At 52.5% G+C, this 24,699-nt stretch carries 14 protein-coding genes; 13 read left to right on the top strand and 1 reads right to left on the bottom strand.

Annotation, left to right across the window (positions count from 1 at the left end; translation table 11 throughout):
- The first annotated feature begins 155 nt into the window (after window positions 1–155).
- The 6 genes from PJDR2_RS20715 to PJDR2_RS20690 all read left to right on the top strand — a co-directional run bounded on the left by PJDR2_RS20715 (window position 156) and on the right by PJDR2_RS20690 (window position 13,848).
- The gene (locus PJDR2_RS20715) at window positions 156–2,435 is read left to right on the top strand and encodes a helix-turn-helix domain-containing protein (protein WP_015845679.1); all 2,280 of its coding nucleotides are present in this window, start codon (window positions 156–158) and stop codon (window positions 2,433–2,435) included.
- Between the two features lie 340 nt (window positions 2,436–2,775).
- Entirely contained in the window at window positions 2,776–4,413 is a 1,638-nt protein-coding gene (locus PJDR2_RS20710; RefSeq protein WP_015845677.1) for an ABC transporter substrate-binding protein, read from the top strand.
- Between the two features lie 73 nt (window positions 4,414–4,486).
- Entirely contained in the window at window positions 4,487–5,401 is a 915-nt protein-coding gene (locus tag PJDR2_RS20705) for an ABC transporter permease (protein ID WP_015845676.1), read from the top strand.
- Between the two features lie 26 nt (window positions 5,402–5,427).
- Window positions 5,428–6,327, top strand: a complete 900-nt coding sequence (locus PJDR2_RS20700; protein ID WP_015845675.1) for a carbohydrate ABC transporter permease — start codon at window positions 5,428–5,430, stop codon at window positions 6,325–6,327.
- A gap of 32 nt (window positions 6,328–6,359) precedes the next feature.
- On the top strand, window positions 6,360–8,894 hold the full coding sequence (locus PJDR2_RS20695) for a LamG-like jellyroll fold domain-containing protein (RefSeq protein WP_041613531.1): 2,535 nt from the start codon (window positions 6,360–6,362) through the stop codon (window positions 8,892–8,894).
- 289 nt (window positions 8,895–9,183) lie between these two features.
- Complete coding sequence (locus tag PJDR2_RS20690) at window positions 9,184–13,848, top strand: X2-like carbohydrate binding domain-containing protein (protein ID WP_049790065.1); 4,665 nt, start codon at window positions 9,184–9,186, stop codon at window positions 13,846–13,848.
- A gap of 35 nt (window positions 13,849–13,883) precedes the next feature.
- Here PJDR2_RS20690 and PJDR2_RS20685 read toward each other — a convergent pair whose 3' ends face one another.
- Entirely contained in the window at window positions 13,884–14,120 is a 237-nt protein-coding gene (locus PJDR2_RS20685; protein ID WP_015845672.1) for a hypothetical protein, read from the bottom strand.
- 217 nt (window positions 14,121–14,337) lie between these two features.
- Here PJDR2_RS20685 and PJDR2_RS20680 point away from each other — a divergent pair, with 217 nt between their 5' ends.
- The 7 genes from PJDR2_RS20680 (at window position 14,338) to PJDR2_RS20650 (ending at window position 24,618) form a co-directional block, all read left to right on the top strand.
- Window positions 14,338–15,273, top strand: a complete 936-nt coding sequence (locus tag PJDR2_RS20680) for an ABC transporter permease (protein ID WP_150106683.1) — start codon at window positions 14,338–14,340, stop codon at window positions 15,271–15,273.
- A gap of 74 nt (window positions 15,274–15,347) precedes the next feature.
- Window positions 15,348–16,232: a carbohydrate ABC transporter permease gene (locus tag PJDR2_RS20675; RefSeq protein WP_015845670.1), complete on the top strand. Its 885-nt coding sequence runs from the start codon at window positions 15,348–15,350 to the stop codon at window positions 16,230–16,232.
- A 49-nt stretch (window positions 16,233–16,281) separates the two neighbouring features.
- A complete protein-coding gene (locus tag PJDR2_RS20670) occupies window positions 16,282–17,871 on the top strand; it encodes an extracellular solute-binding protein (RefSeq protein WP_015845669.1) in 1,590 nt (529 codons plus the stop codon).
- Between the two features lie 244 nt (window positions 17,872–18,115).
- On the top strand, window positions 18,116–20,377 hold the full coding sequence (locus PJDR2_RS20665) for a helix-turn-helix domain-containing protein (RefSeq protein ID WP_265525065.1): 2,262 nt from the start codon (window positions 18,116–18,118) through the stop codon (window positions 20,375–20,377).
- Between the two features lie 124 nt (window positions 20,378–20,501).
- On the top strand, window positions 20,502–23,093 hold the full coding sequence (locus tag PJDR2_RS20660) for a hypothetical protein (protein ID WP_015845667.1): 2,592 nt from the start codon (window positions 20,502–20,504) through the stop codon (window positions 23,091–23,093).
- A gap of 2 nt (window positions 23,094–23,095) precedes the next feature.
- Entirely contained in the window at window positions 23,096–23,782 is a 687-nt protein-coding gene (locus PJDR2_RS20655; protein ID WP_015845666.1) for a YesU family protein, read from the top strand.
- Window positions 23,783–23,817: 35 nt separating this feature from the next.
- Complete coding sequence (locus PJDR2_RS20650; protein ID WP_015845665.1) at window positions 23,818–24,618, top strand: polysaccharide deacetylase family protein; 801 nt, start codon at window positions 23,818–23,820, stop codon at window positions 24,616–24,618.
- Window positions 24,619–24,699 lie beyond the last annotated feature (81 nt).

Here is a 24,699-nt window from a genome sequence, read left to right as displayed (position 1 = left end):
CAAATTAATCCTTTCTTATTCCGTACGGGATCGTATGATTTCTCTCAATTGCTGTTTAGGACTGTAGTCTGCTTTTGGCCGGGGTGGTATAATAAAGCAGTTATTGAGACTTTTCCCATCCTTTGAGTTTGGCAAGGGCGAAAGGTGGCATTCCGATGAAAAGAAGCCGTATGAATCTGCTGATCCAACATCTCGTTTCCTACTTTCTGGTGCTGCTGTTCCCGCTGCTTATTATTCTGGTCTACTACTATCCGCATTCGACGGCGGTTGTCAAACAGAAGGAGATGGACTGGAATACGCATCTTACGGAGCAGGTAAGGACATCGATGGATACGTTTACCCGTTACGTATACAATTTGCCGTTCGAGCTGCTGAAAAATCGGGAAATCAAATTGTACAACGCCGAAGATATTGATTACCAGCGCGTGCAAATTGCAAACGAAATGCGGAAATATAATGCCACAGACGGCTTTATCGACAACACCCTGCTTTATATAGAAAGCATGGGTTATTTATTCGCCAAAACAGGAAGCGCTTACAATGTGGGCGACTTCGGGAAACCGGGCATCGGCTATTACTATAAAGACTGGCCTGATATGTTTAACGAATTGAACAATTTGAAGGGGACGTTAGTGCGGCCGGTAGAGGATGTCATTATTCCGGGCAGCAATCATGTCCGCATGCTTACTTTTGCCCTGCCGCTTCCGATAGGCGGTTACGAAACACCGGGAGCGGTGCTTATTATGGTCCGCGAGGATACGATTATCCGGATGCTGAACTCGATGTCGGACATGTACAGCGGAGATTTCTTTATTTTGGACGGAGAGGGCCGTCCTCTGCTCACATCCAGCAAAGGCTCGTATATTCCTACGAACGAAGTGCAGAACTTCCTGACCGGTCTTGATAAGAGCGGCAAGGGAGCAGGCTTTTACGAGAAAGGCGGCAGCTCCTATATTATCTCGCATACCGTTTCGGATAAGAACGGATGGCAATATGTCAGCGTACTTCCGGTAACCGAGATGCTGCGGGGTATTCAGACGATCCAGCGTAATACGGTTCTCCTGATTGGCATGATGCTGCTGCTTGAATTTCTCATTATCTATGTGGCTATCCGCCGGAACTATCAGCCGATCAAGCGGATTGTGGATTTTGCCTCCAATCTGTTCGAGCCCGGCGGAAGGAAGCCCATGAATGAATTCGAGATGATCCGCTTTGCCCTTGGAGAGCTGGTATCGGTGAACAGCTCCCTTGATGCAAGAGTGAAGCAGACGATGCCGGTGCTCCGGGATCATATGCTGCTGGAACTCGTAAGCGGGAAAGCGGGCAATGACGAAGGCTTTATGCGGCAGGCGGATGCATACGGCATTACATTCCCGCATGAAGCGATTGCCGTTGCCGTCTTGTCCATCGAGTCTCCGAAGAGCGATGAAGGGACGGATTGCCGGGCAGCGGAGTACTTAAGAGCAATCGAGGCCTCGCAGCCAAGCGAAAGCACCGGGTATTTTCTGAAGAGCATCTACAGTCACGAAATGATATACGTCTGCTCTCATGAGGCAGGCTTTGCGATTAAACGGTTTCTTGCGGATACCGGGAGGGAACTGGAAGAGCAGACAGGTGCGAAGGTCTATATCGGCATAGGAACCTCAAGCAAGCCTGACCGGGCGGAAGCTATTCATGTTGCCTACCTGCAAGCGGTTCGGGCAACGGAGCATCTTCAACTGCGCGGGGGCAGTCCGGTTATCGTCTTCGATGAGCTGGAAGCGCCCAAATCCGGCTCCGTTTCCTATTACGCGGAGCTGCTGCAATCGCTGGAGCTGGCTATTTTGAAAAATGATTCCGGAGCGGTCCGTTCCATTACGGACCGTATTGTCTCCCAAATGAGCAGCGCCGGAATGCCGCCGCATATGGTTCGAAGCGTTTACATTAATACGGTTAGCGCTTTGCTTAACGGGCTGCAGAGATTTAGCCCGGAGGACGATGTCCTGCTTCGGCTTACGGATACGGCTTACCAGTTCCGGTATACCGTTGAACAGATGGCCAATATAATCCGGGACAGCTGCGAGCGGTTATGCCTCATGATCCAGAGCACCTTGCCGCCTGTCCGGAATGCTTCCCAGGATGAGGTTACGCGCTTTATCGAACAAAGGGGTTTAAACCCCGATTTCTCCCTTCAGCTGATTGCGGACCATTTTGCCATGTCGCCGTCCAACTTCAGCCATCATTTCAAGAAAACAATGGGCCAGAATTTTAAAGAATACATCGATTTATTCCGCATTCAAACCTCTATTCAGCTGCTAAGGACGACGAGCCAGACCTTGGACGGCGTTGCCCAGCAGACGGGCTTCTCTAATACGTCAAGCTTTATCCGCTGCTTCAAAAAAGTCGTAGGCACGACACCCGGGCAATACCGGGAGACGCATAAGCTCATTTCCTAAAATGCTGCACATACATCGCGGGCAAGCCTGCCGAATCGTTCGGCAGGCTTTGTTGTTTCCCTAGAACCAACACGGCCTCGCTTCTTGCCACGTAACAGCCTTCTGCGCATGGCAAGCGGCATTTTTTGAACATCCACATTAATTGAAAGCGCGGAAAATGAAGCGTTTTCAGTAACCTGAGTTAAACGCTTTCAAAAAATGCCAACCTTTCGAAAACTGTCCGTATACGGCTTATCGCCATACCGATTAGTGTGGATGTACCGGGCGAAGACGCCTCGGTGCAGCGTATCGAGTTCCGATTCGGCTGCCATCTAATTAATTGAATTGAGGGGGCAATTACATGCGGAAGAAAGTAGTCAGCATCATTACCGTCATGCTTGCTGCAACGACCATTATGTCAGCGTGCAGCAACTCGAATTCGGGCGGGAACAATGGCGGAAGCAGTACCGGAAGCAGTCCTACGGCAGACAGCTCCGCCGGCAGCGGCGGCAATAGCGGAAAGAAAGTAAAGCTTACGGCGATTATGACCAAACATCCTCTGACGAAACCTCTTAAGGACATGGAATGGCTGCAGCAGGTGGAGGAGAAGGCCGGCGTTGAGATTGAATGGCAGGAAATTACGGCCGACTGGGATCAGAAAAAGGGAACGATGCTGGCAAGCGGGGATGTACCGGATCTCTTTATCGGTCCTAACGTCATTACGGATGCGGATATGGCGCAGTTCCAAGGGCTGTTCCAGGATCTGTCGGGCATGCTGGATAAGCTGCCCAACGTTCAGGCTATGTTTGATGCGAAGCCGGAGACGAAGAAAATCGCCGAGCAGCCGGACGGCAAAATTTACGGCCTTCCGAAATATCAGCGCTACTGGCCGTCCACGGCTACACGCCAATACATTAACCAGACATGGCTGGATAACCTGGGCCTCCAAATGCCAACAACTTGGGATGAGCTGTACGATGTGCTCGTTGCGTTTAAAGAAAAGGACGCAAACGGCAACGGAGATCCAAACGACGAGATTCCAATGGATTGGCCGGGCGGAATCGGCGGTTATTTCAATGCGGCTTATCTCCTCGGCGGAGAAGGCATGACGCTGACCGACGGCAGCCCGCAGGGATATTTTGTGGAAGACGGCGTCGTGAAGAACTATCTGGTGGATGATCGCTACAAACAGCTGGTTGTTTTCCTGAACAAGCTTTATAAAGCCGGTCTGATTAATCCGGAAGTATTCACGCATGATTATACGAAATACCAGTCCGTTGCCCGCGGCGAAGGGGATACGGCGAAGGTTGGCTTTACCATGGGCTGGGTTGCTTCCGACCGCTTTGGCGAGCAGCTTGCGCCGCAGTATACCTCGATGTCGCCGCTTAAGGCAACGCCAGACAGCAATGTTTCGTGGAGCTATGACTACAACTCCTTGAACTATGGGGTTAATCAGCTTGTCGTGTCGGCCAAATCGAAAAACAAAGACGCGGTAATGCGGTTTATTAACGAGCTGTACGCACCGGATATGGGCATGCAGGTTCTGTTCGGATCCCTTGGGCCTAACATTAAAGATAACGGCGACGGAAGCTACAGCGTACTGCCGCCGGCCGATTCCAAGATGGATCCCGGCACATGGAAATGGACGTCCACGATGGCGGATAACGGAGCGTTCTATATTCCGGATTCGCTTCAGCTGACGCTTGGCAAGGATATGCAGGAGGTTCTGGAGCAATCGAAGCCGATTGACGCGATTCAGATCGATGTGGATAACGATGTGTTCCCTGGCTTCCTGAAATATTCGAGCGCCGACAACAGCACAATGGGCCTGAACAATACCAACGTTATGAACCTGGCAAATACGAATTTCGCGAAATGGGTAACAAAGGGCGGCGTTGAAGGGGAATGGGACAGATACGTGAAGGAAAGCGAAAAAGCCGGCCTGAAGCAAAATCTTGAAATTATGCAGAAGTACTACGACGATTACAAGAAGCAATAACGGACCACGGAAGCCGGCATGCCGTGCTTGACGCGGTATGCCGGCTCAGGTTGGCAAGGGAGGTTATCGGCCGATGCGATTATTAGGAGGAGGACTTCGGGCATTAAGACGGGATTATCAGCTGTGGGTTATGATTGCGCCCGCTATTGCCGCTGTTCTGATCTTTAATTATATACCGATGTACGGCATTCAGCTTGCTTTCAAGGATTTCGATTTTACGAAAGGCTTGACCGGCGGCGCCTGGAGGGGCATCGATTATTTCAAGCAGTTCATTGACAGCTATCTGTTCACCGATCTGATGCGCAATACGTTCCTGATCAGCTTGGCGACCATTATCGTCGGATTTCCGGCGCCTATTATTCTGGCATTGATTCTGAATCAGATTCGTCGCAAGCGGTTTAAAAATGTGATGCAGACGACGGTTTATCTGCCGCATTTTATATCGATTATCGTCCTTGTCGGCATGATGAACGTGCTGATGTCGCCGGAAACCGGCGTTGTTGGCCATTTGATGAAAGGGCTGGGGCTTGGCCATATCAATCTGATTGCTTCGACCAATACCTTTATCCCCGTCTATGTCCTGTCGGATATTTGGCAGCATTGCGGCTGGAACAGCATTATTTACCTGGCTGCACTGTCTACCGTTGATCCGCAGCTCTATGACTCCGCCAAGATTGACGGGGCGAGCAGAATGAAGATGATCCGGTATGTCGATCTTCCGGCGCTTGTTCCTACTATTATTATTTTGTTCATTCTTAGCATGGGGAATATCTTAAGCACGGGGTTTGAGAAAATCTTCCTGATGCAAAATTCTCTGAACCTGCCGGTCTCGGAGGTTATCGCCACTTATGTGTATAAAATAGGCATTGTGTCCAACCAATTCAGCTATGCTTCGGCAATAGGATTATTTAATACGCTGATCAACTTTGTATTCTTGTTTGCGATGAATGCCGCTTCAAAGAAAATGTCCAACACAAGTCTGTATTAATTCGGATAGAAAGGAGGGATGGCCACATGGCGCTCAAGGGCATGAAAGGGAGTGAACTCGCCTTTCATATCGCGCTTTATACGTTATGCGCGGTTATATTTGTCATCATCTTATATCCGCTCTATTTCATCGTGATTGCCTCGTTCAGCGATTCAACGCTCGTATCTACGGGGAAGGTGCTGTTTTTTCCGAAGGGCACAAGCCTGTTTGGGTATAAGGAGATATTCCAGGACAGCCGGGTATGGATCGGCTACCGGAATACGTTGTTCTACACCGTGTTCGGAACGCTGGTCAACATGCTGTTTACGATGCCGGCCGCTTACGTGCTGTCGCGGAAGGAATTTAAGGCGAGACGGCCGATTATGTTCCTGTTTGTCGTCACGATGTTTTTTAACGGCGGTCTGATCCCGACCTACCTGCTGATGAAGGATCTTCATATTACGAATACGTTCTGGGTATTTATCCTGCCGTTTTGCGTGAATATCTTCTATTTGATTATAGCCCGCACGTTCTTTGAGACCGCGCTGCCCGCGGAGCTTTACGAGGCGGCGGTGATGGACGGCTGCTCGCATTTTATGTATTTCGCCAAGGTCGCTTTGCCATTGTCCAAGGCTTTGATTTCGGTTATCGGGTTATATTACCTGGTCGGACACTGGAATGATTTCTTTACCGGTTTGATCTATATCCGGGACAACAAGCTCCAGCCGCTGCAAATCGTGCTAAGGGATATTTTGCTGTCCAACCAGGTATTCCAGAACGGAGCGGGTACGGGCGGCGGCGCGGCATCGGGCGGTTATGCCCAGCGTTATGCCGACCAGATCAAATACGGCGTTATTATCGTATCGTCTCTGCCGATTCTGATGCTGTACCCGTTCCTGCAAAAATATTTCGAGAAAGGGGTAATGATCGGTTCCGTTAAAGGATGATTCCATAAGGGGAGAGGAGCATGCACGAATCTATGAAATTAAAAAAGCTTGTTATGCTTATGCTGGTTTTTACATTAACCATGCCGCTTACCGCAAGGGGAAGCGCAGCCCCCTCGGCAGAGGGTGGCGATAAACCAGGATCCAGCGTTGTGCCGGCGGATCCGGCTTTCACCAATGTGTCCGTACACGACCCTTCCATCGTCCGGGACGGAGATACGTATTATGTGTTTGGCTCTCATATTGAAGCAGCTAAGTCTACCGATCTGATGAACTGGACGACCTTCACCAACGGATATACAACACCTAATAACGTCCTTTACGGCAATCTCTCGCAAAACCTTGCGACTTCCTTCAAATGGGCGGGCGAGAATGACTCCGACAGCAAAGGCGGCTTCTCCGTCTGGGCGCCGGACGTATTCTGGAATGCCGGCTACCGCAACGCGGACGGAACAAAAGGCGCTTATATGCTTTATTACTGCACGTCTTCGACGTATATCCGTTCAGCGATTGGCTTTGCGGTATCCCAAAATATCGAGGGTCCCTATACGTACGTAGATACGCTTGTGTATTCCGGCTTCACGGCAAATGTAGCTTATGATGCCAACAGCGTCATAAACAAAAAGTGGACCAATACCAATATTCCGCAGTTAATATCGGCAGGCAAGCTGGGCGGCGAGAGCGACAAATGGTTTAATGCGGACGGAACGTTCGCCAATATCAACTACCCGAACGCGATTGACCCGCAGTTGATGTTCGACAAGAGCGGCAAGCTGTGGATGTCCTATGGCTCCTGGTCGGGCGGCATCTTCTCCCTGCAGATTGATCCGGCGACCGGCAGAGCCATTTATCCGGGCAAGGATTCGGTTACGAAGGACGGTCGTTTGACAGACCGTTATTTCGGGACCAAGATCGCAGGCGGTTATTACAAATCCGGCGAAGGGCCTTACATGGTCTATAACAAAGATACGGACTACTACTATTTGTTTGAAACCATTGGCTGGCTGGGCGCGGACGGCGGTTATAACATGAGGCTGTACCGCTCGAGAAATCCGCTGGGCCCATTTGTGGATGCGGCGGGCAAAAGCGCGGTGCTTGCGGAAGATACCGACAACTCGGCAGTTGGCAACAAGCTGATGGGCAACTTCCTGTTCAAGCGCGAAGTAGGGGACCCGGGAACCGGCATCGGCTACGGCTACGTATCCCCGGGACATAATTCTTTCTACCAGGATCCGAAGACAGGAAAAATGTTTCTCGTCTTTCATTCCAGGTTCCCGCAAAAAGGCGAGGTCCACGAGGTTCGCGTTCATCAAATGTTTATGAACAAGGACGGCTGGCTCGTAACCGCGCCTTACCGGTATTCGGGAGAGGTTCTGGAGAAGGTGAACCGCCAGGATCTGATCGGCGAATATAAGTTTATTAACCACGGCAAAGGAACAACGGCCGATATTGTGGAGTCGAGCTATATTACGCTGAATAAGAACAACAAAGTGTCTGGCGACGTGGAAGGCACATGGAAAACAACCGGCCGTAACGATGCCGAGCTTACCTTAGGCGGCATGACGTACAAAGGCGTGTTCGTCAAGGGCTGGGATCCGATGTCGCAGTCGTTTGCGATGACTTTTACGGCGATGTCGGGTGACGGAGTTACGATCTGGGGAAGCAAGCAGAAGGAGGAGACAGAATCGCAGATTGTACAGGATGTCCTGGCCGATCTAACTGTGGGGGATACAAGCCGCGTAATTGCGAATTTGAATCTTCCTTCGGAAGGAGCACGCCATGCCTCGATTGCTTGGACTTCCAGCAATCCGGCTGTGGTAACTTCCCAGGGCGTTGTAACCCGGCCGGCTTCCGGCTCGCCTTCGGCGACGGTAACATTAACGGCGGTTGTTAGGAAGGGAATGGTATCGGAAGCAAAGAGCTTCGCTTTAACGGTCCTTCCTTACACGGACGCATCGCTGGTTGCGAAGTACTCGTTCGAAAATAATGTAAGCGACTCTACCGGCAGCTTTGGTGCAGGTTCGGTTACCGGCAACCGGATCGATAATACGGGAGGCACGTTGTCCTATTCGGCAGGAGTGGCTGGCCAAGCCGCCGTGTTCGATGGCAATTCCGGTGTACGGCTTCCTAACAAGCTGATCGACAGCAATCAGTATTCGGTATCGCTTTGGGTGAAGCCTGATCAGCTGACGACGTATACGACCACCTTTTTTGGTGCCAAGGATGGCTTTAACTGGGTGAGTCTGGTGCCAAAGGGTCCGGCTGCAGACAATACAATGGTATGGTCCGGAAGCGGCGTCTGGTATGACGGCATCGCGGGACTTACGATTCCAACCGGTGAATGGACGCAGCTGGCTTATTCCGTTGATAACGGTACCTTGACCGTTTACGTTAATGGCGTACAGAAATTCAGCGGTTCGAACTTCCCGGATATTTTCACAGGTACGGATTCGGTCTTCAGTCTTGGCGTGAACTGGTGGGATGCACCGTTCAAAGGTCAGCTCGATGAACTGCAGGTGTATGAAGGAGCTCTTAGTCCGGCTCAAGCAGCGGAATTGGCAAATCAATAAAACAATTGCAAACGGGACGATGCGGGCTTGCTCCGCGGCGTCCCGTTTGCGTTATTTTCTCCTAATCGATCGGCGTACAGGGGGAATTGTCCATTAAAAGGCGATTTGTACCCCCTAAATCGGGAAATCGGTACGCTAAACGACCGAGATGTACCTACCTTCGCAAGCGGACGATCGCTACAATCGGATGTACGGTAAGCGTTTTCATTACGGAGTCCGCATTTACTGACGTACTTACATAACGGACGCGCAGCGCTGCCGAATAACACGGGTAAAGGGGATGCAAAGATTGAGCGTTAACGCAAAACGCCGGAATAAGGCGTGGATGGGGATACTTCTGGTGGTCGCCGTCCTGGCGCAAATCGGCTTCATTCCACCGCGGACGAACGTCGCGGAGGCGGCCGACAACGGTTTGGCGCAGAAGCCTTACATGGGCTGGAGCAGCTACAGCATGCAGGTGTACGACGGACCGTCGGGCAACTGGATCTCGGAAGATAAAATTAAGCTGATGTCCGATACGATGCACGAAAAGCTGCAAGCCCACGGATACGAATACATTAATATCGACGCGGGCTGGAACGGCAGCATGGACGAATACGGACGGCCTGTTCCGAGCACGGAGAAGTATCCGAACGGCTTCGAGAACCTCATAGACTATGTGCATGCCAACGGGCAGAAGGTTGGTATCTATATGATTCCCGGCATATCGCCGGACGCGGTTGAACGCGACCTGCCTATCTATGGAGCTCCGGAATGCACAATCGGCGACATCGCCGTGAGGCCCTATAAATACGGCGATTATTGGAATCTCGGCTACAAGATCGATTTCAGTAATCCATGCGCGCAAAAATGGGTCGACTCCGTTGCCGATCTGGTCGCGTCGTGGGGCGTCGATTTCGTTAAGTTCGACAGCGTGACGCCGGGCTCCGGCCATAACGACGAGAGCATCGATGCGCGCGGCGACGTTAAAGCGTGGTCGGAAGCGTTAAGCAAGCACGGCATCTGGCTGGAGCTGAGCTGGGCGCTAGATCACAACTACGTGGATTATTGGAAGAAATACGCTAACGGCTGGCGCATCGACTGGGATGTCGAGGCGTACGATCCGAACATTGGCATGACGCAATGGGCCAACGTCGCCAGGTTGTTCCCGGGCGCGGCTCTTTGGTGGCGCGATGCCGGACCTGGCGGCTGGAACGACTTCGATTCCCTGAACGTCGGCAACGGTGAAACGTCAGGCTTGACGAAGGACGAACGGCAGACGGCCGCTACTTTGTGGGCCGCTTCGGCCGCGCAATTTTATACCGGGGACGACTTAACCAATCTGGATGATTACGGCTTATCTCTCTATACGAACGATGAGGTAATCGCCGTCAATCAAGCGGGTCATCCGATTCATCCGGTATCGATGGATACCGATCAGCAAGCTTGGTACGCCAATAACGGTGACGGCACGTATACGGTGGCGTTGTTTAATCTTGGCAGCAAAGGCGCTCGGGTTGGCGTGAAATGGAGCGATATCGGCTTAAGCGGTACCGGTTCGATCCGCGACCTGTGGAGCCATAAGGAAATGGGCAGCTCGGCAACCGGCATTGATCCGTTATTCCTCGAGCCGCATGCATCGCGCCTGTTTAAGGTGACGGTACAAAACGGCACCTCGATCGTTAACGATGACGATACCGGCATGAAATATACGGGCGATTGGACGCGCAACGGCGGCAACGAGCTTGTGCGCGACGCACAGGACTTGTCCGTTGTCATCACGGACTCTTCGGGTTCGGGTGGCAGCTCCGGCGTGGATTCGGGCGCTGGCAACAGCGGTGATTCTGGTGCTGCCGACGGTTCAACGGGTTTGGGAGACGCTGCGTCTTCCTCCTATACGGTTACGATCAACGATGATGATCCGGCAATTGCGTACGCCAATAAATGGGGTCACAGCACCGGCCGGTCCTTCGGCGATTACATGGGCGACGTGCATTACGGCGAGCCGGATGGTTCGGAGCCGGAGTTAACGTACACGTTCCAGGGTACGGGGATTGAGCTGCTATCGGAGCAAAGCACAAGCAGCGGCAAGATTGATATCTATATCGACGGTGAATTTAAGTCGACGGTTGATTCCTATGGAAGCGACCAGGTCGGACAGCATTCCGTATTCAGCGTGGCTGATCTGCCGCAAGGCACGCATACGCTGAAGGCGGTCCGGAATGCAGGCGGCCAATATTATTTCCTATTTGATGGGTTCAAGGTTACGGCGGATACGCTGCTGGGCAGCCCTTCGTCGACAAGTTTCAATAAGGATGAACCGACTGACATTACGGTTCCGCTGCAACTAGGCAAGAGCTCGTTGACCGGCGTAAGCAACGGTGGATCGGCGCTCCAGCAAGGAACCGACTATACGGTGTCTGACGGCGCCGTGACGATTAAGTCGTCTTATCTGGCGCAGCAGGCTTCCGGTCAGGCAGCGGCACTCAGCTTCCAATTCGCGGGAGGCGCCGCACAGACGTTATCCATTGCCGTTAGCGGCACTTCGATCAGTCCGGTATCGGCTTCGTTCGATAAGCGTCCAGGCGCTCAAGCGGATCTTGCGGTTACGCTGACGCTTGGCGACTCTAACGAGCTGACCGGCGTTAAGAACGGCGCAAATGCGTTGACGGAAGGAACGGATTATACGGTTGACGGCAACGTTGTCCGTATCGCCAAATCCTATTTGGCATCGCTGCCGGTTGGGGACGCAAGCTTGTCGTTCGAATTCTCGAGCAGCGGCCCAAGAACGCTTGCGCTTACCGTAATTAATTCGGCTTCGCCTGGCCGTTACGTCTTCGTAAACAATGACGACCCGGGCATCCGCTATACGGGCAGCTGGAACCGCAGCAGCGGCCGCGGTCTCGGCGACTACAAGGATGACGTGCAATGGACGGAGAACAATGACTCCTTCTTCACGTATACGTTCCAAGGCACGGGGATTGACTATATTACCGAGGTCGATGAAGGTCAAGGCAACGTTGAAATCTTCATCGATGGAGTCAGCCAAGGCAATGTAAGCACGTACGAGGCGGGTGCGCACAACGCTCCGCAGCGGACCGTGTATACGGTTCGCGGCTTGACGAACGGCTTCCATACGATCAAAGCCGTGAAGAAATCAGGGAAATTTATGCTGCTCGACACGCTGCGCGTGCAGCTGCCGGACCTGATCGATGTTTCCTCGACGGACTTTGCGAAGAACGCGCCTGCTGATGTCAGCGTTAATCTGCTGGCAAGTCCGGACAGCCTGAACGGCATATATAACGGTTCAACAGCGCTTGTTCGCGGCACTGATTACGCGATTGAAGATCATGTGTTGACCATCAAGCAACAGTACTTGGCCACTCAGCCGGTCGGAACAACGAAGCTGACGCTACGCTTCCGGGGCGACTACGGCGACGACGCGCATGCGTCCGCGGCGGAAGGAGCAGCCTTCTCCTATACGTTTAAAGGCACCGGCATCGAGCTGCTGTCGCCGGTTGGACCAAAGCAAGGCGAGATGGAAGTATATATTGACGGTGAGCTGAAGAAGACGGTTAATGCTCATGCAGACAGCCGCGACTCGCAAGTAAGCCTGTACAGCGTCTCGGGATTAACCGCGGGTTCGCATACGATCCGCGTCGTTAATAAGTCCGGTGAGCTGATGCTTGCCGATGCCCTGCGGTTTACCGCTGCGGAAGCAAGCGTGCCGCCGGTATCCGGAGGCGGAGGAAGCGTAACGACGCCGGTTGAGCCTGCAGCGCCAAAAGTTGTTCGCACGACGCAGCCGGACGGAACGGTGCGGGATGAGCTGACGCTGGCCGCCACGGAAGCGAAAGCGCTCATTGACGCGCGTAAGGCATCGGGAGCAAGCTCCTTAAAGCTGGTGGTGCCGGATTCGAAAGGCGAAGCGGCAGAGACCGGAGTGAAGCTGGATGCGGAAGCGGTCAAACTGCTCGCAGCCAGCGGACTTGATCTGGATATTGACGTGTCCGGCGCGAAGATCCATGTGCCTAATGCGGTATTGAAAAACGTAAACACGGAAGTACACTTCGTCATTTCGCCGGTTAACGAGCGGAAAGCGCAGCTCGAACGCCGCGCCAATCTGTCCACGGTTGTTTCCGCAGCCGTCAAGGACAGCAAGATAACGCTGATCGGCATTCCGGCGGATATTGACACAAATCTGCCGGAAGGAGAGACAACGCTTGTGCTGCCGCTTCCTGCGGGAGATTGGAACTCCGAAGCGCTTTCGCATATCGGCGTCTACATCGAGCATAGCGATGGTACGGTAGAATACAAGCAAGGCTCTGTTGTCGATATGGACGGAGGCAAGGGAATTCAATTCAAGAATTCGAAGTTCAGCACATTTGCGCTCGTGAAGCTGGGCGAAGCTTCGGAATCGGCTCCGGCCGCGTACATGAATGGCTTCGAAGGCAATCTGTTTAAGCCGGAGAAGGCGATTACCCGCGCGGAGATGGCGACCATTCTGTCGCGTATTGCGCAGGACGCCACGGCAGGAGAAGACAGCCGCGTTTATAGCGACGTCAAGCAAGGGTACTGGGCGGCGGATGCAATCCGCAAGGCTACGGCAGCCGGTTTGATGAAAGGTTATGCCGACGGCACGTTCCGTCCGGAGAAGGCGATTACGCGTGCCGAGATGGCACAGCTTGCCGTACGTCTTGCCGGTGGCGGCTCCAAATTAGGCGCCGGCTTCGCGGATACAACCGGTCACTGGGCGGAGCAAGCGGTGAAAGCCGCCGAAGGTGCCGGTTACATTAAAGGGTACGCCGACGGCATGTTCCGGCCGGATCGCACGCTGTCTCGCGCCGAAGCCGTTGTTGTAATCAATCGCTCGTTGGGCATTAACCCATCCAGCGGCGGAGCATCTTCCTGGAAGGATGTTCCGGCAAGCCATTGGGCATACGGCGACATTGAAGCAGCATCCATCCAAAAATAAATCATAAAAGCAAAAGAAGAAGCATCGCTTTCCGTTTACCGGAGAGCGATGCTTCTTTCGCGTTTCCCCGCCTGCCAAGAGCAGCATCCGTCGGGATCGTATGATATTGCCCGCGCAATAATTTCCGACACGAAGACCGCTGCCTTCTCCCTGAAAAAAGGATGATTCGTGCCGTCATCCTTCATCCGTTTCAAATCTTCTGCCACGACATCCTCATCCCACAGCTCCGGATACCAGGCTGCCCCATGATACAGCTTCTTTCCCATGAACAATCGTACAATTTTGCCTCTTTTGCCGGGACTTTCTACTATTTTGACGGGTTTGCATTATCTTGATTAGCGCTTGTATCCATGGTTTGAAAGGGTTTTCTCAAAAATGTCCGATTGGCGGAAAGGCGAGGGAGGTTTAATAATGAGGTCATGCGATGCAACCAAAACTTGGAGGTGACCTCAAATGAAGCAGGCGGCTGCTCCCAGCCAAGCAGAACTGATGCAGGCGACAACCATTCATGCAAGAACACGACCTAACGTGCTGGCGAGACTCAAGAAAGACAAGTGGCTGTACTTGCTTTTAACTCCAGGCCTGTTATATTTCATTATTTTCAAATACGTACCCATGTGGGGCGTGCTGCTAGCGTTCAAAAACTATCAGCCCTTCCTTGGCTTCTGGAAAAGTGATTGGGTGGGGCTAGAGCATTTCCGGGTGTTCTTCACCAATCCCGAATTTTTCATGCTGCTGCGAAACACTTTAATACTTTCCTTGTACAATTTGGTGTTCTACTTCCCGGCACCTATTATATTAGCTCTTCTATTAAACGAGCTGAGGCTGGCGTTCTTCAAAAGAATCGTACAAACCTTGATCTACATCCCGCATTTCATCTCGCTTGTTATCGTAGCCAGCTTGACGTATGTCTTTCTGACGACGGAAGGCGGTGTGATTAACGAGTTCCTATTCAAGTATACGGGCGCCAAGATCGATTTTCTCGCCAGTCCGGATTGGTTCCGGCCGATGATTATCATGCAGACCGTCTGGAAGGAAACCGGATTTGGCACGATTATTTTTCTGGCAGCGCTTGCAGGGGTAGATGTCGAGCAATACGAAGCGGCGATTACGGACGGGGCGAACCGTTGGAGGCAGCTGTGGCATATTACGCTTCCGTCGATCCGCAGCACGATTATTATTTTGCTGATTCTGCGGATGGGCGATGTGCTGGACAACGGATTCGAGCAGATCTTCCTGATGCTGAACCCGTTGAACCGGGAGTCTGCCGAAGTGTTTGATACCTATGTCTATATGATGGGGATCACGCAAGGGGCGTTCAGCTACAGTACGGCCGTAGGCTTGTTCAAGGCGGTTATTGGCGTCACGCTTGTGCTTGGAGCGAACTGGCTGGCCAAACGGTTTGGACAATCCGGTATTTATTAGGTCATGCTTACGAAGTAAGAATTACCGCAATAGCCTTAACCCGGCTTTTTGCGCAGCAAAGGGGGGATTAGTTCGTGGCAAAACAATATAGAAGCGCATCCGGGACCGCATTCGATATATCGAACGCGATTGTGCTAAGCGTCATCAGCCTGCTGGCCGTGCTGCCTTTTATCTACATCATAGCGGGATCCTTCGCATCGGATGCGGAATTAACGAAGAGAGCCGTGTTCCTGATTCCGAGTACGTTTACCACCGCGGCCTACCAGTTTATTTTCTCAACGGATACGATTCTGCAAAGTATTAAGGTGTCACTGTATGTAACGGTTGTGGGCACGGCAGTGAATCTGTTCTTTACGGTGACGATGGCTTATGCCTTGTCCAAGCGTAATCTGATGGGGAGAAATACGGTGCTTAACTTGATCGTATTCTCGATGCTGTTCGGCGGAGGACTGATTCCGACCTACCTGGTTGTCCGCGATCTTCATCTGCTCGATTCTTTTTGGGCCTTAATGCTTCCCGGCGCGATTAGCGCTTTTAACTTGATTATCGTGAAAAACTTCTTCCAGGAGCTGCCCGCCGAGCTGGAGGAAGCGGCCAGGATTGACGGATGTACCGAGCTGGGACTGCTGTGGAAAATCGTCCTGCCGCTCTCGATGCCGGTGCTTGCGACATTTACGCTGTTTTATGCGGTAGGGCATTGGAACAACTTCTATTCCGCCCTGCTGTACATCAACGATCCGCAGAAATGGCCGCTTCAGGTTATGCTCAGACAAATCGTGCTGCTCTCGCAGACGGCCGCCGGCGACATTAATTCCATGGATCCAAACTTTGTCGCACCGCCGGATCAATCGATCAAAATGGCCGTTATCGTCATTGGCACCATTCCGATTCTGCTCGTCTATCCGTTCCTTCAGAAGCATTTCGCCAAAGGGGTCTTGATCGGCTCGGTCAAGGGGTAATACGGATTGCGATATAACAAATTAAAATTAAAGGGAGGCACCAGTAAAGATGAACAAAAAGACGCAAAAATGGGTAGCAACAGCAGCTCTCGGAACATTGGCCATGACAGCGATTGCCGGCTGCAGCGGCAACAAAGAAGATACGGCTAAGCCGGAAGAATCGGCAGGTGCAACGGCAACCGCCGCAGCCACAACCGACGCGGCCGCCGAGAAGCCGCTGGACATCAGCATTATGCTGCCAATCTTCAAGACGAACTTTCCTAAAGACGACGGTCCTGTTGTCACGGAGATTGAGAAGAAGACAAATACGAACATTCACCTGGAATGGGTGCCTAACGCCTCCTACGGGGATAAATTCAACATCACGCTTGCTTCCACGAAGCTTCCTGAAATTATATACGTACCGGGCTCGAAAGATCCCAGCTTTGTGAACGCCGTTCGTTCCGGCGCTTTCTGGGAGCTTGGTCCTTATCTGAAGGATTATCCGAATTTAAGCCAGGCGAACGAGGTCATTATGAACAACTCCTCCATCGACGGCAAAAACTACGGCATCTACCGTGGACGCGCCCTTGGACGTAACGGGATTGTCTACCGCAAGGATTGGCTGGAAGCGGTTGGTCTTGAACCGCCAAAGACGGTTGATGAGTTTTATAACATGCTGAAGGCGTTTAAGGAGAAGGACCCTGACAAGAACGGAAAGGACGATACGTACGGCATGGTGCTGGTGAAATGGACCGGAGCTTGGGCAAGCGCCTTTGATACGATCAAGCTGTGGTTCGGCGCGCCAAACAAATGGGGCGTTGTAGACGGAAAGCTGGTGCCGGAGCATCAGACGCCTGAATATTTGGAAGCTCTTAAATTTATGAAAAAGCTGTACGACGAGAAGCTGATCAACCAGGACTTTGCGGTATTCGATTCCGCGAAATGGGTGGATCCGATCGTTAACGGCCAAGCCGGCGTTATTGTTGACGTGACGGATACAGCCGGACGGATTGAAGATAAGATTCATGCGGCGCTTGCCAAGGAAAACAAAGATAATCCGGATGCCCAATACATGGACAATATGATTGGCGTGACGGGAGCGGATGGTAAGCTAAAAGCGCTGCCGACCTCCGGCTTCGCAGGCTTGCTGGCGATTCCGAAAGGGACGGTCAAGACGGAAGAAGAGCTGAAGCGCGTGCTTAAATTCCTGGATCAAATGAACGATGACGATCTGACAACGCTGGCCGGATATGGCATTGAAGGCAAGCATTATACGCTGGACGGGGAATTTATCGTGCCTACCAAGGATGCTGCCCTTCTGGAATCCGAGGTGGAAGGCCTTAACCAGATGCTCCCATTCATTCCTGCAGGCCGCGGGCGCGTCGTGCAGCAAACGCCGCTTCGTCTGCAAACGACGGAAATTCAGAAGGAAGCCGAGCAATACATTGTTGCCAACCCGGCTGAGCCGTTTATCTCCGACGTTTACTCGCAAAAAGGCCAGCAGCTGGACAACATCATCAACGATGCGCGCATCAAGTTTATCGTAGGTCAAACCGATGAAGCAGGTCTGATGGCGGCCTTCGAGACATGGAAGAAATCCGGCGGCGACGACCTGGTGAAAGAAATGAACGAGCTGTACGCAGCCTCCGCGAAATAGAATAAGCAGGCCATTAGCACCCATCAAAAATTCCTTCGGGAGGATGGGTGCTTTGGCATGACCGGAAAAAACTCTGAATTTCGCACAAAATAGTCTGATTTTCATGCTTCCCTTTTATTGGAATCTATTATAAGGTCAAATTTATAACCGAATGGAATGGGGGAATAGGATGCTCCATGGAAAGAAAATTTGGCGGAACCGCACGGATTCCGGCAAAGGACGCTTTTTTAGAAAAAGCTTAATTATGATTTTCATCGTTTCCGGCATTCCCGGACTTATTATCGGAGGACTTATCTATTGGATGGCCGGCGGCCGAGTAGAAAGCGAGCTGCTGCAGCTTCACTACCAGCAGATTGAACAACGTTCCGAGCAAATGGATGATCAGTTAAGCAACCTGGAGCTTCTGCTTTCCCACTGGGCATTTGACAACAAATTCGACTATAGCTTAAACGGACTTGATTTTGTCCGCGATTTCAAGAGGACCGACGATATAACAAAGACGCTGATCGCCATGCAAGGCTCGAATGCATTGGTCAAGAAAGCCGAGCTGTTTGTTGGCGGGAAGAGCCGGATATTGTTTAATCCCGAATATACGCCGCTGCAGGACCAGCAGGATTTAAACCTATACAGCAAGCTGATACACGGTAAAAACCTGACCTATTGGACCCAGTGGGCGTTTGATTCCGATCATCCGGATCAGAAGGACTTGACGCTCGTGCACCATATTCCGGGGGGCAGTCCAAATCCGTTTGGCGTGCTGGTCTTCCGGTTTGACAGCGAGAAGATTGCCAGTCTGCTTCAGACGATGACCCCGTATTACGAAGGGGAAGCTTTCCTGCAGCAGAAATCGGGAGATCTTTTTGTTTCCGCGAACGGAAGCGCTTCCAACGATTCGTTTGTGGTGGCGCTGCGCGAGAAGATCAATGAGATGAATACGGAGAAAGGCTCCTTTTTCTTCGACTGGAAGGGTTCGACCTACACCGTGTCTTACGGCAGCCTGTCGCGAATTTCGGATGAATGGCTGTACGTCTCGGCCTCTCCGATCAACAGCATTATCGCGCCGGTGATGTTCATCTCTAAGCTAGTTATTACGGTAAGCCTGATCTCCTTGCTGCTGGCGGCTTTGTTATCCTGGCTCGCCTCCCACCGGATCTATTCGCCGGTCAAGCGTCTTGCGAATCTGCTTGGAGGTTATTCGGGCGGAGCGGCATGGACGGGCAAGGAGGATGAGTTCGCGCTAATCGAGCAGCAATATCAGCATCTTCATAAGGAGCGGCTTGAGCTGAATTCGAAGCTGGCGGAGCAGCTGCCCCATGTGAAAGAAAGCTTTCTGCATCAGCTGCTCCAGGGTTATCTCTATGCGTATTCGGACGAAGATTTGCTGCGACGCATGGAAAAGTTCAAATGGGAGGTGCGCGGCCGTTATTTTGCCGTCTTGTTCATTCAACTTAACGGAATCGCGAATATGGACGAAAAGTTCCGCAGCGGAGACGAAGGGCTGGTTACGTTTGCGGCCGTAAATATGATAAAGGAGCTGGCGTCCAAGCATTTCGAGCAAAGCGACACGCTTAACTTTCATGATTTAACGGCAGGAATCATGCTCTGTATTCCGGAAGGCGGCTCGTATAAGCAGGCGGTTGAAGCTTTCAGCGAGGAGCTGACGACTTCGGTGAACCGGATTTTGCGGATGAGGGTGACCCTTGCCGTCAGTCGCCAGACTGCTCATATTTCCGACCTGCCGAACGAGTTCGAACGGGTCAAGCAGGCGGTCAGTTACCGTAATTGCGATAATGCCAACCAGATTATCGATATGGAGCAGGGAGTGCTGGGCGGCGAGGCTTGGGCGGAACCGCAGTATCCTTTTACCTTGGAGCGGGAGCTTATTCAGGCACTTCGTACGGGCAAGGAAGAAGAGGCAAGCGAGCTGCTTAGCGCGTTTGTTGGCGCGTTATCCTGCGCCGGAGCCAAGGAAATCGAAGTGCAGCAAGGAATGCTCCATCTGCTTGGCAATATCCAGCATGTCATTATGGTATCCGGGGTTAATCCGAACAGGCTGTTCAAAGGCGTTAATCTGTATGAGCAGCTGTCCCAAATCCGGGAGCCGAAGCGGATGCTTTGCTGGTTCAGAGATAAAGTACTTGCTCCTTACCAGAAGGAGCTGTCCTGCCGGGCGGGCTCCGAGGTGAAGAGGCTAATCGAAGCGGCGATGATCTACATGCAGCAATACTACAGGCAGGATATCTCGCTGGATAACTGCGCGGAGCATATCGGCACCAATCCGTTTTACCTGAGCAAGTCATTTAAAGTGGTGACCGGGAAGAATTTCATCGACTATCTGACGGAGCTTAGAATCGAGAGGGCCAAAGAGCTGTTACGGGAATCGGAATTGAAGATCAATGACGTAGCCGAACAGGTCGGTTACCAGCACAGCTACTTCAACCGGATTTTCAAGAAGCTGGAGGGCATGACGCCAACCAGCTATAGAGAGCAAAGCCAACACCTGTAAGCAAGATCGTGCAAACGGCGCAATAATTTGCAAACCGTCGTGTGACCCTTCCGCAATATTGTCTCATTGAGCGTTAATCCGCCAGCTTCTACAATGAGGCCAAACGACGAAGGAGATGAGGATAATGGCTGCCACGATTCGATTGCACGGCTTATCGCCAAATCAGAATACAATGCCGGTCGGGATGACTTGGGGAATTCCGTGGAAGGAAGGCGAGCTTGGACGAGGCGAAGCTTTGCGCCTGACAACCAGCTTGGGCGAGCCCGTGCCGATGCAGCACTGGGCGACCGCTTACTGGCCGGACGGAAGCGTGAAATGGTCCGCTCACGCAGCGGCAAGCGCTGAAAGCGGAGCGGAATCTTACACCTTAACGAAAGGGGAAGCAGCAGCTGCCCCTTTAACGGTTAAGGTGACGGAGACGAGTGATGCGGTTCAGCTGGATACCGGCGTTATCGTTTGCAGGCTTGGCAAGCAGGGCAGCAGCTGGCTGCGCGGCATTACCCGGAATGGGGTGGAGTTGTGCAGCGGCGGAAAGCTTTTTTGTATAAGGGAGAGCGCAAGCGAAGTATCCGGCGTCCGGACGGTCCGGCAGGAACCGTTTGAAAGCCGGGTGCACCGGTTAACTATTGAGCAGGAGGGTCCCGTTCGCGCGGTTGTGAAAATCGACGGCAGGCACCGGGCAGCCGCCGGTACGCGGGAATGGCTTCCTTTTTCCATGAGGCTCTACCTGTATGCGGGTCTTGAGACGATCCGGATTGTGCATACGTTCTTCTATGACGGCAACCCGAACGAGGATTTCATTAAGGGACTTGGCATACGCTTTGCCGTGCCGATGAGGGGCGAGCTATACAACCGTCATATCCGTTTCTCGGGAGATAACGGGCTCTTCTCGGAATCTCCCAAAACCCTTCATACCCGGAGAACAAAAGGAAAATACCGGGAGCTGTTCGCGCAGCAAACAACAGGCGGCAAGTTCAGCTTTGACGCTGCGGAGGACGCGTATTTCCTTGGCTTGCTGGATGACTCGGCGACTTGGGACGGCTACAAGCTTATGCAGCAGTCGTCCGAGCATTACCGGATCTGGAAAAGAACCGGCGAAGGCTGCAGTTGGGTAAAAGCGACGGATGGTCATCGGGCGGGAGGACTTGCTTTTGTTGGCAGCGAAGGGGGCGGACTTGCCTGCGGGCTGCGGCATTTCTGGAGAAAGCATCCTTCGGGCTTTGAGGTTCATGGAGCTTCAGGTGACGAGGCTGCGTTTACCGCATGGTTATGGACGCCGGAAGGCGAACCGATGGACATGAGGCATTACGATACGAAAACCCATGTGGAATCGTCCTATGAAGGGGCGGAGGAACTGCGCGCAACGCCTTATGGCATCGCCAATACGAATGAACTGACGCTCTGGTGTACGGAGGAAACGCCGGGGCCGGAGCTGCTGAAGCTGATGGGGCGGGAAACGGACAATCCGTCCCTGCTTGTATGCGAGCCGTCCTATTACCATGAAGCCGGAGCTTTTGGAATATGGAGTCTGCCGGATTATTCGACTGAAGAGAAGCGGCAGCTTGAAGCAAGGCTGGACGGCATTATTGCCTTTTACCAAAAGGAAGTCGAGCAGCGCAAATGGTACGGATTGTGGGATTACGGCGATTACATGCACAGCTACGATCCGGTGCGGCATGTCTGGAACTATGATTTGGGCGGCTGCGCCTGGCAGAACACGGAGCTTGCGCCCAATATGTGGCTGTGGATCATGTTTCTGCGATCGGGCCGGGAAGATATCTTCCGGATGGCGGATGCGATGACCAGGCATACAAGCGAGGTAGACGTCTATCATTTCGGCGAATATGCCGGTCTTGGCTCGCGCCACAACGTAGTCCATTGGGGCTGCGGCTGCAAGGAAGCAAGGATCGGCATGGCAGGTCTTCACCGTTACTTTTATTATCTGACGGCGGATGAGCGGATCGGCGATATGATGAACGAAACGAAGGACTCGGATTTTACAACCGTTAATCTTGACCCGATGCGGTATTATTTTCCGAAAGACGAGCATCCGACCCATATCCGGGTTGGTCCGGACTGGGCGGCTTTCAGCTCGAACTGGATGACGCAATGGGAACGTTACGAGAGTACGGCTTACCGTGACAAAATTCTGGTCGGCATTAACAGTATCAAAGGAGCCAATTACCGGCTGATATCCGGTCCGACCTACGGTTATGATCCAAAGACGGGAATTTTAACGCCGATGGGCGACGATAACTGGGGACGGCATCTCGCGATTTGCATGGGCGGACCGCAGGTATGGTTCGAGCTGGCCGGCATGCTGAAGAATCCGGAATGGGAAGAGATGCTCGCGGAGCTTGGCGTTTATTACAACAAGACGCAGGAAGAGAAGGATAAGCTGACGAAGGGCGAGATTAGCGCAACGCGCTTCGAGCATCCGGTGCTCAGCGCGGCGATAGTTGCTTACGGCGCTTACTACATGAAAGATGAAGCAACGGCCCGGCAATGCTGGGATATATTGCTTGGCAATCCGTTTGCGGCCGTGAATCTTCAGGAGGAAGCCGCGACGGTTGCCCACATCGACGTTCTGCAGGAAATCGACTGGATGAATACGAATGAAGCAGCCCAATGGTCGCTGAATACGATTATCGCCTTGGAGCTGATCGCAGACCATCTGCCTAAGCTTCAGGAGAATCCTCTACAGGAGTTGACTTGACGATGACAAACAGCATGCTGATTCCCGCCGGATGGAAAATGATTTATAATAACCCGCTGCGTTCGGCTGAGGACGTATCGGATTTCCGGATGGAAGGGGATGCATCCGTCACCTTTCCGATGGGGCGCATGCGTCTTGAAAGCACGCGAGACCCCGAAGAGGGCCAGGCCGCTAATCTGGTCTTCTGGTGCCCGGAGCAATTCCCGCCTGATTTCGTTGTCACCTGGGATTTCTGGCCGGTCCGCGAACCGGGGCTGGCAATTCTATTCTTCTGCGCAGCGGGAATGGAAGGCCAAGATTTGTTTGATGCCGGGTTAGCCGGCCGCAGCGGAATCTACGACCAGTATCATCATGGTGACATCAACGCGTTCCATGTATCCTATTTCCGTAGGCGACACGCGGAGGAAAGACGGTTCCATACCTGCAATCTGCGGAAAAGCTACGGCTTTCATCTCGTTGCGCAAGGAGCGAATCCGATCCCGGATGCGGCGGATGCGGAGGGACCATACCGAATGCAGTTGCTGAAGCAGGGGCCGTACGTGCAATTTGCCGTAAATGATCTATTGTTGTTCAGTTGGAAGGATGACGGCACCACCTGGGGGCCGCTGCTTGGGAAAGGCAAGCTGGGCTTCCGCCAGATGGCCCCGCTTATTGCGGAATACGGAAATTTACAGGTGTATGCCCCTTAAGGGGATGCATGTGGTAGAAACAGGAGGTTAAAGCAATGGCGATTGTGATGTGTTTCCCGGAAGGAAGACATAAAGCGTTGACGCTTAGCTACGATGACGGCAGGTTCGCCGACCGGCGGCTGGTCGATATTTTTAACCGTTACGGGTTGAAAGGTACATTCCATCTTAATTCCGGACTCCTTGGAACAAACGACCGAATTGGCGGCGATGAAGTCAGGTCCCTATATGCCGGGCATGAAGTGTCGGCTCATACGCTGACTCATCCGACGATTGCCCGCTGTCCGAATGAGCAGATCGTATACGAGGTTATGGAGGACCGGCGCAATCTGGAGCGGATTGTCGGCTACACGGTCCGTGGAATGTCTTACCCTAACGGGTCTTACAACAATAGGATTAAACAGCTGCTGCCCGGTCTTGGCATCGAGTATGCGCGGGTTGTTCCCAGCACGGGACATTACGGCATGCCGGATGACTGGCACGAGTGGCAGCCGACCTGCCATCATAACCGGGATCTGATGAAGCATGCGGAGGAATTCGCCGGACTTCAAAAATCGCAATATTTGTACCTGATGTATGTGTGGGGCCACAGCTACGAATTTGACAGCGACAACAATTGGGAGCTGATGGAACAGTTCGGACAATTCATCGGCGGTAATCCGACGATCTGGTATTGCACAAATATGGAGCTTGTGGATTATGCGAAAGCCTTCGAGGGGCTGAAGTTTGCGGCTGACCTTAGCTTCGTCTACAATCCTTCCGCCATCGGCGTGTGGCTGAAGGTTGACGCTGAGACGGTGGAAGTGAAGGGCGGACAGCAGATCAGTCTGAATAAATAAAATTTTTTTAGGCTTATGCTTACGAAGCAAGAATCATCACAGTCAGCCTTCAGGCTGACAATTCTTTTTAGGAGGGACAAG

Origin of the sequence: Paenibacillus sp. JDR-2 (assembly GCF_000023585.1) — a bacterium.
GTDB lineage: Bacteria > Bacillota > Bacilli > Paenibacillales > Paenibacillaceae > Pristimantibacillus.
The sequence above is the reverse complement of the archived record's forward strand: the minus strand, read 5'-3'. Positions and strand labels throughout refer to the sequence as shown.

Coding starts and splice junctions, on each gene's coding strand:
- PJDR2_RS20715 (WP_015845679.1), top strand. CDS start 156: ATGAAAAGAAGCCGTATGAATCTGCTGATCCAACATCTCGTTTCCTAC.
- PJDR2_RS20710 (WP_015845677.1), top strand. CDS start 2,776: ATGCGGAAGAAAGTAGTCAGCATCATTACCGTCATGCTTGCTGCAACG.
- PJDR2_RS20705 (WP_015845676.1), top strand. CDS start 4,487: ATGCGATTATTAGGAGGAGGACTTCGGGCATTAAGACGGGATTATCAG.
- PJDR2_RS20700 (WP_015845675.1), top strand. CDS start 5,428: ATGGCGCTCAAGGGCATGAAAGGGAGTGAACTCGCCTTTCATATCGCG.
- PJDR2_RS20695 (WP_041613531.1), top strand. CDS start 6,360: ATGAAATTAAAAAAGCTTGTTATGCTTATGCTGGTTTTTACATTAACC.
- PJDR2_RS20680 (WP_150106683.1), top strand. CDS start 14,338: ATGCAGGCGACAACCATTCATGCAAGAACACGACCTAACGTGCTGGCG.
- PJDR2_RS20670 (WP_015845669.1), top strand. CDS start 16,282: ATGAACAAAAAGACGCAAAAATGGGTAGCAACAGCAGCTCTCGGAACA.
- PJDR2_RS20665 (WP_265525065.1), top strand. CDS start 18,116: ATGATTTTCATCGTTTCCGGCATTCCCGGACTTATTATCGGAGGACTT.
- PJDR2_RS20660 (WP_015845667.1), top strand. CDS start 20,502: ATGGCTGCCACGATTCGATTGCACGGCTTATCGCCAAATCAGAATACA.
- PJDR2_RS20655 (WP_015845666.1), top strand. CDS start 23,096: ATGACAAACAGCATGCTGATTCCCGCCGGATGGAAAATGATTTATAAT.
- PJDR2_RS20650 (WP_015845665.1), top strand. CDS start 23,818: ATGGCGATTGTGATGTGTTTCCCGGAAGGAAGACATAAAGCGTTGACG.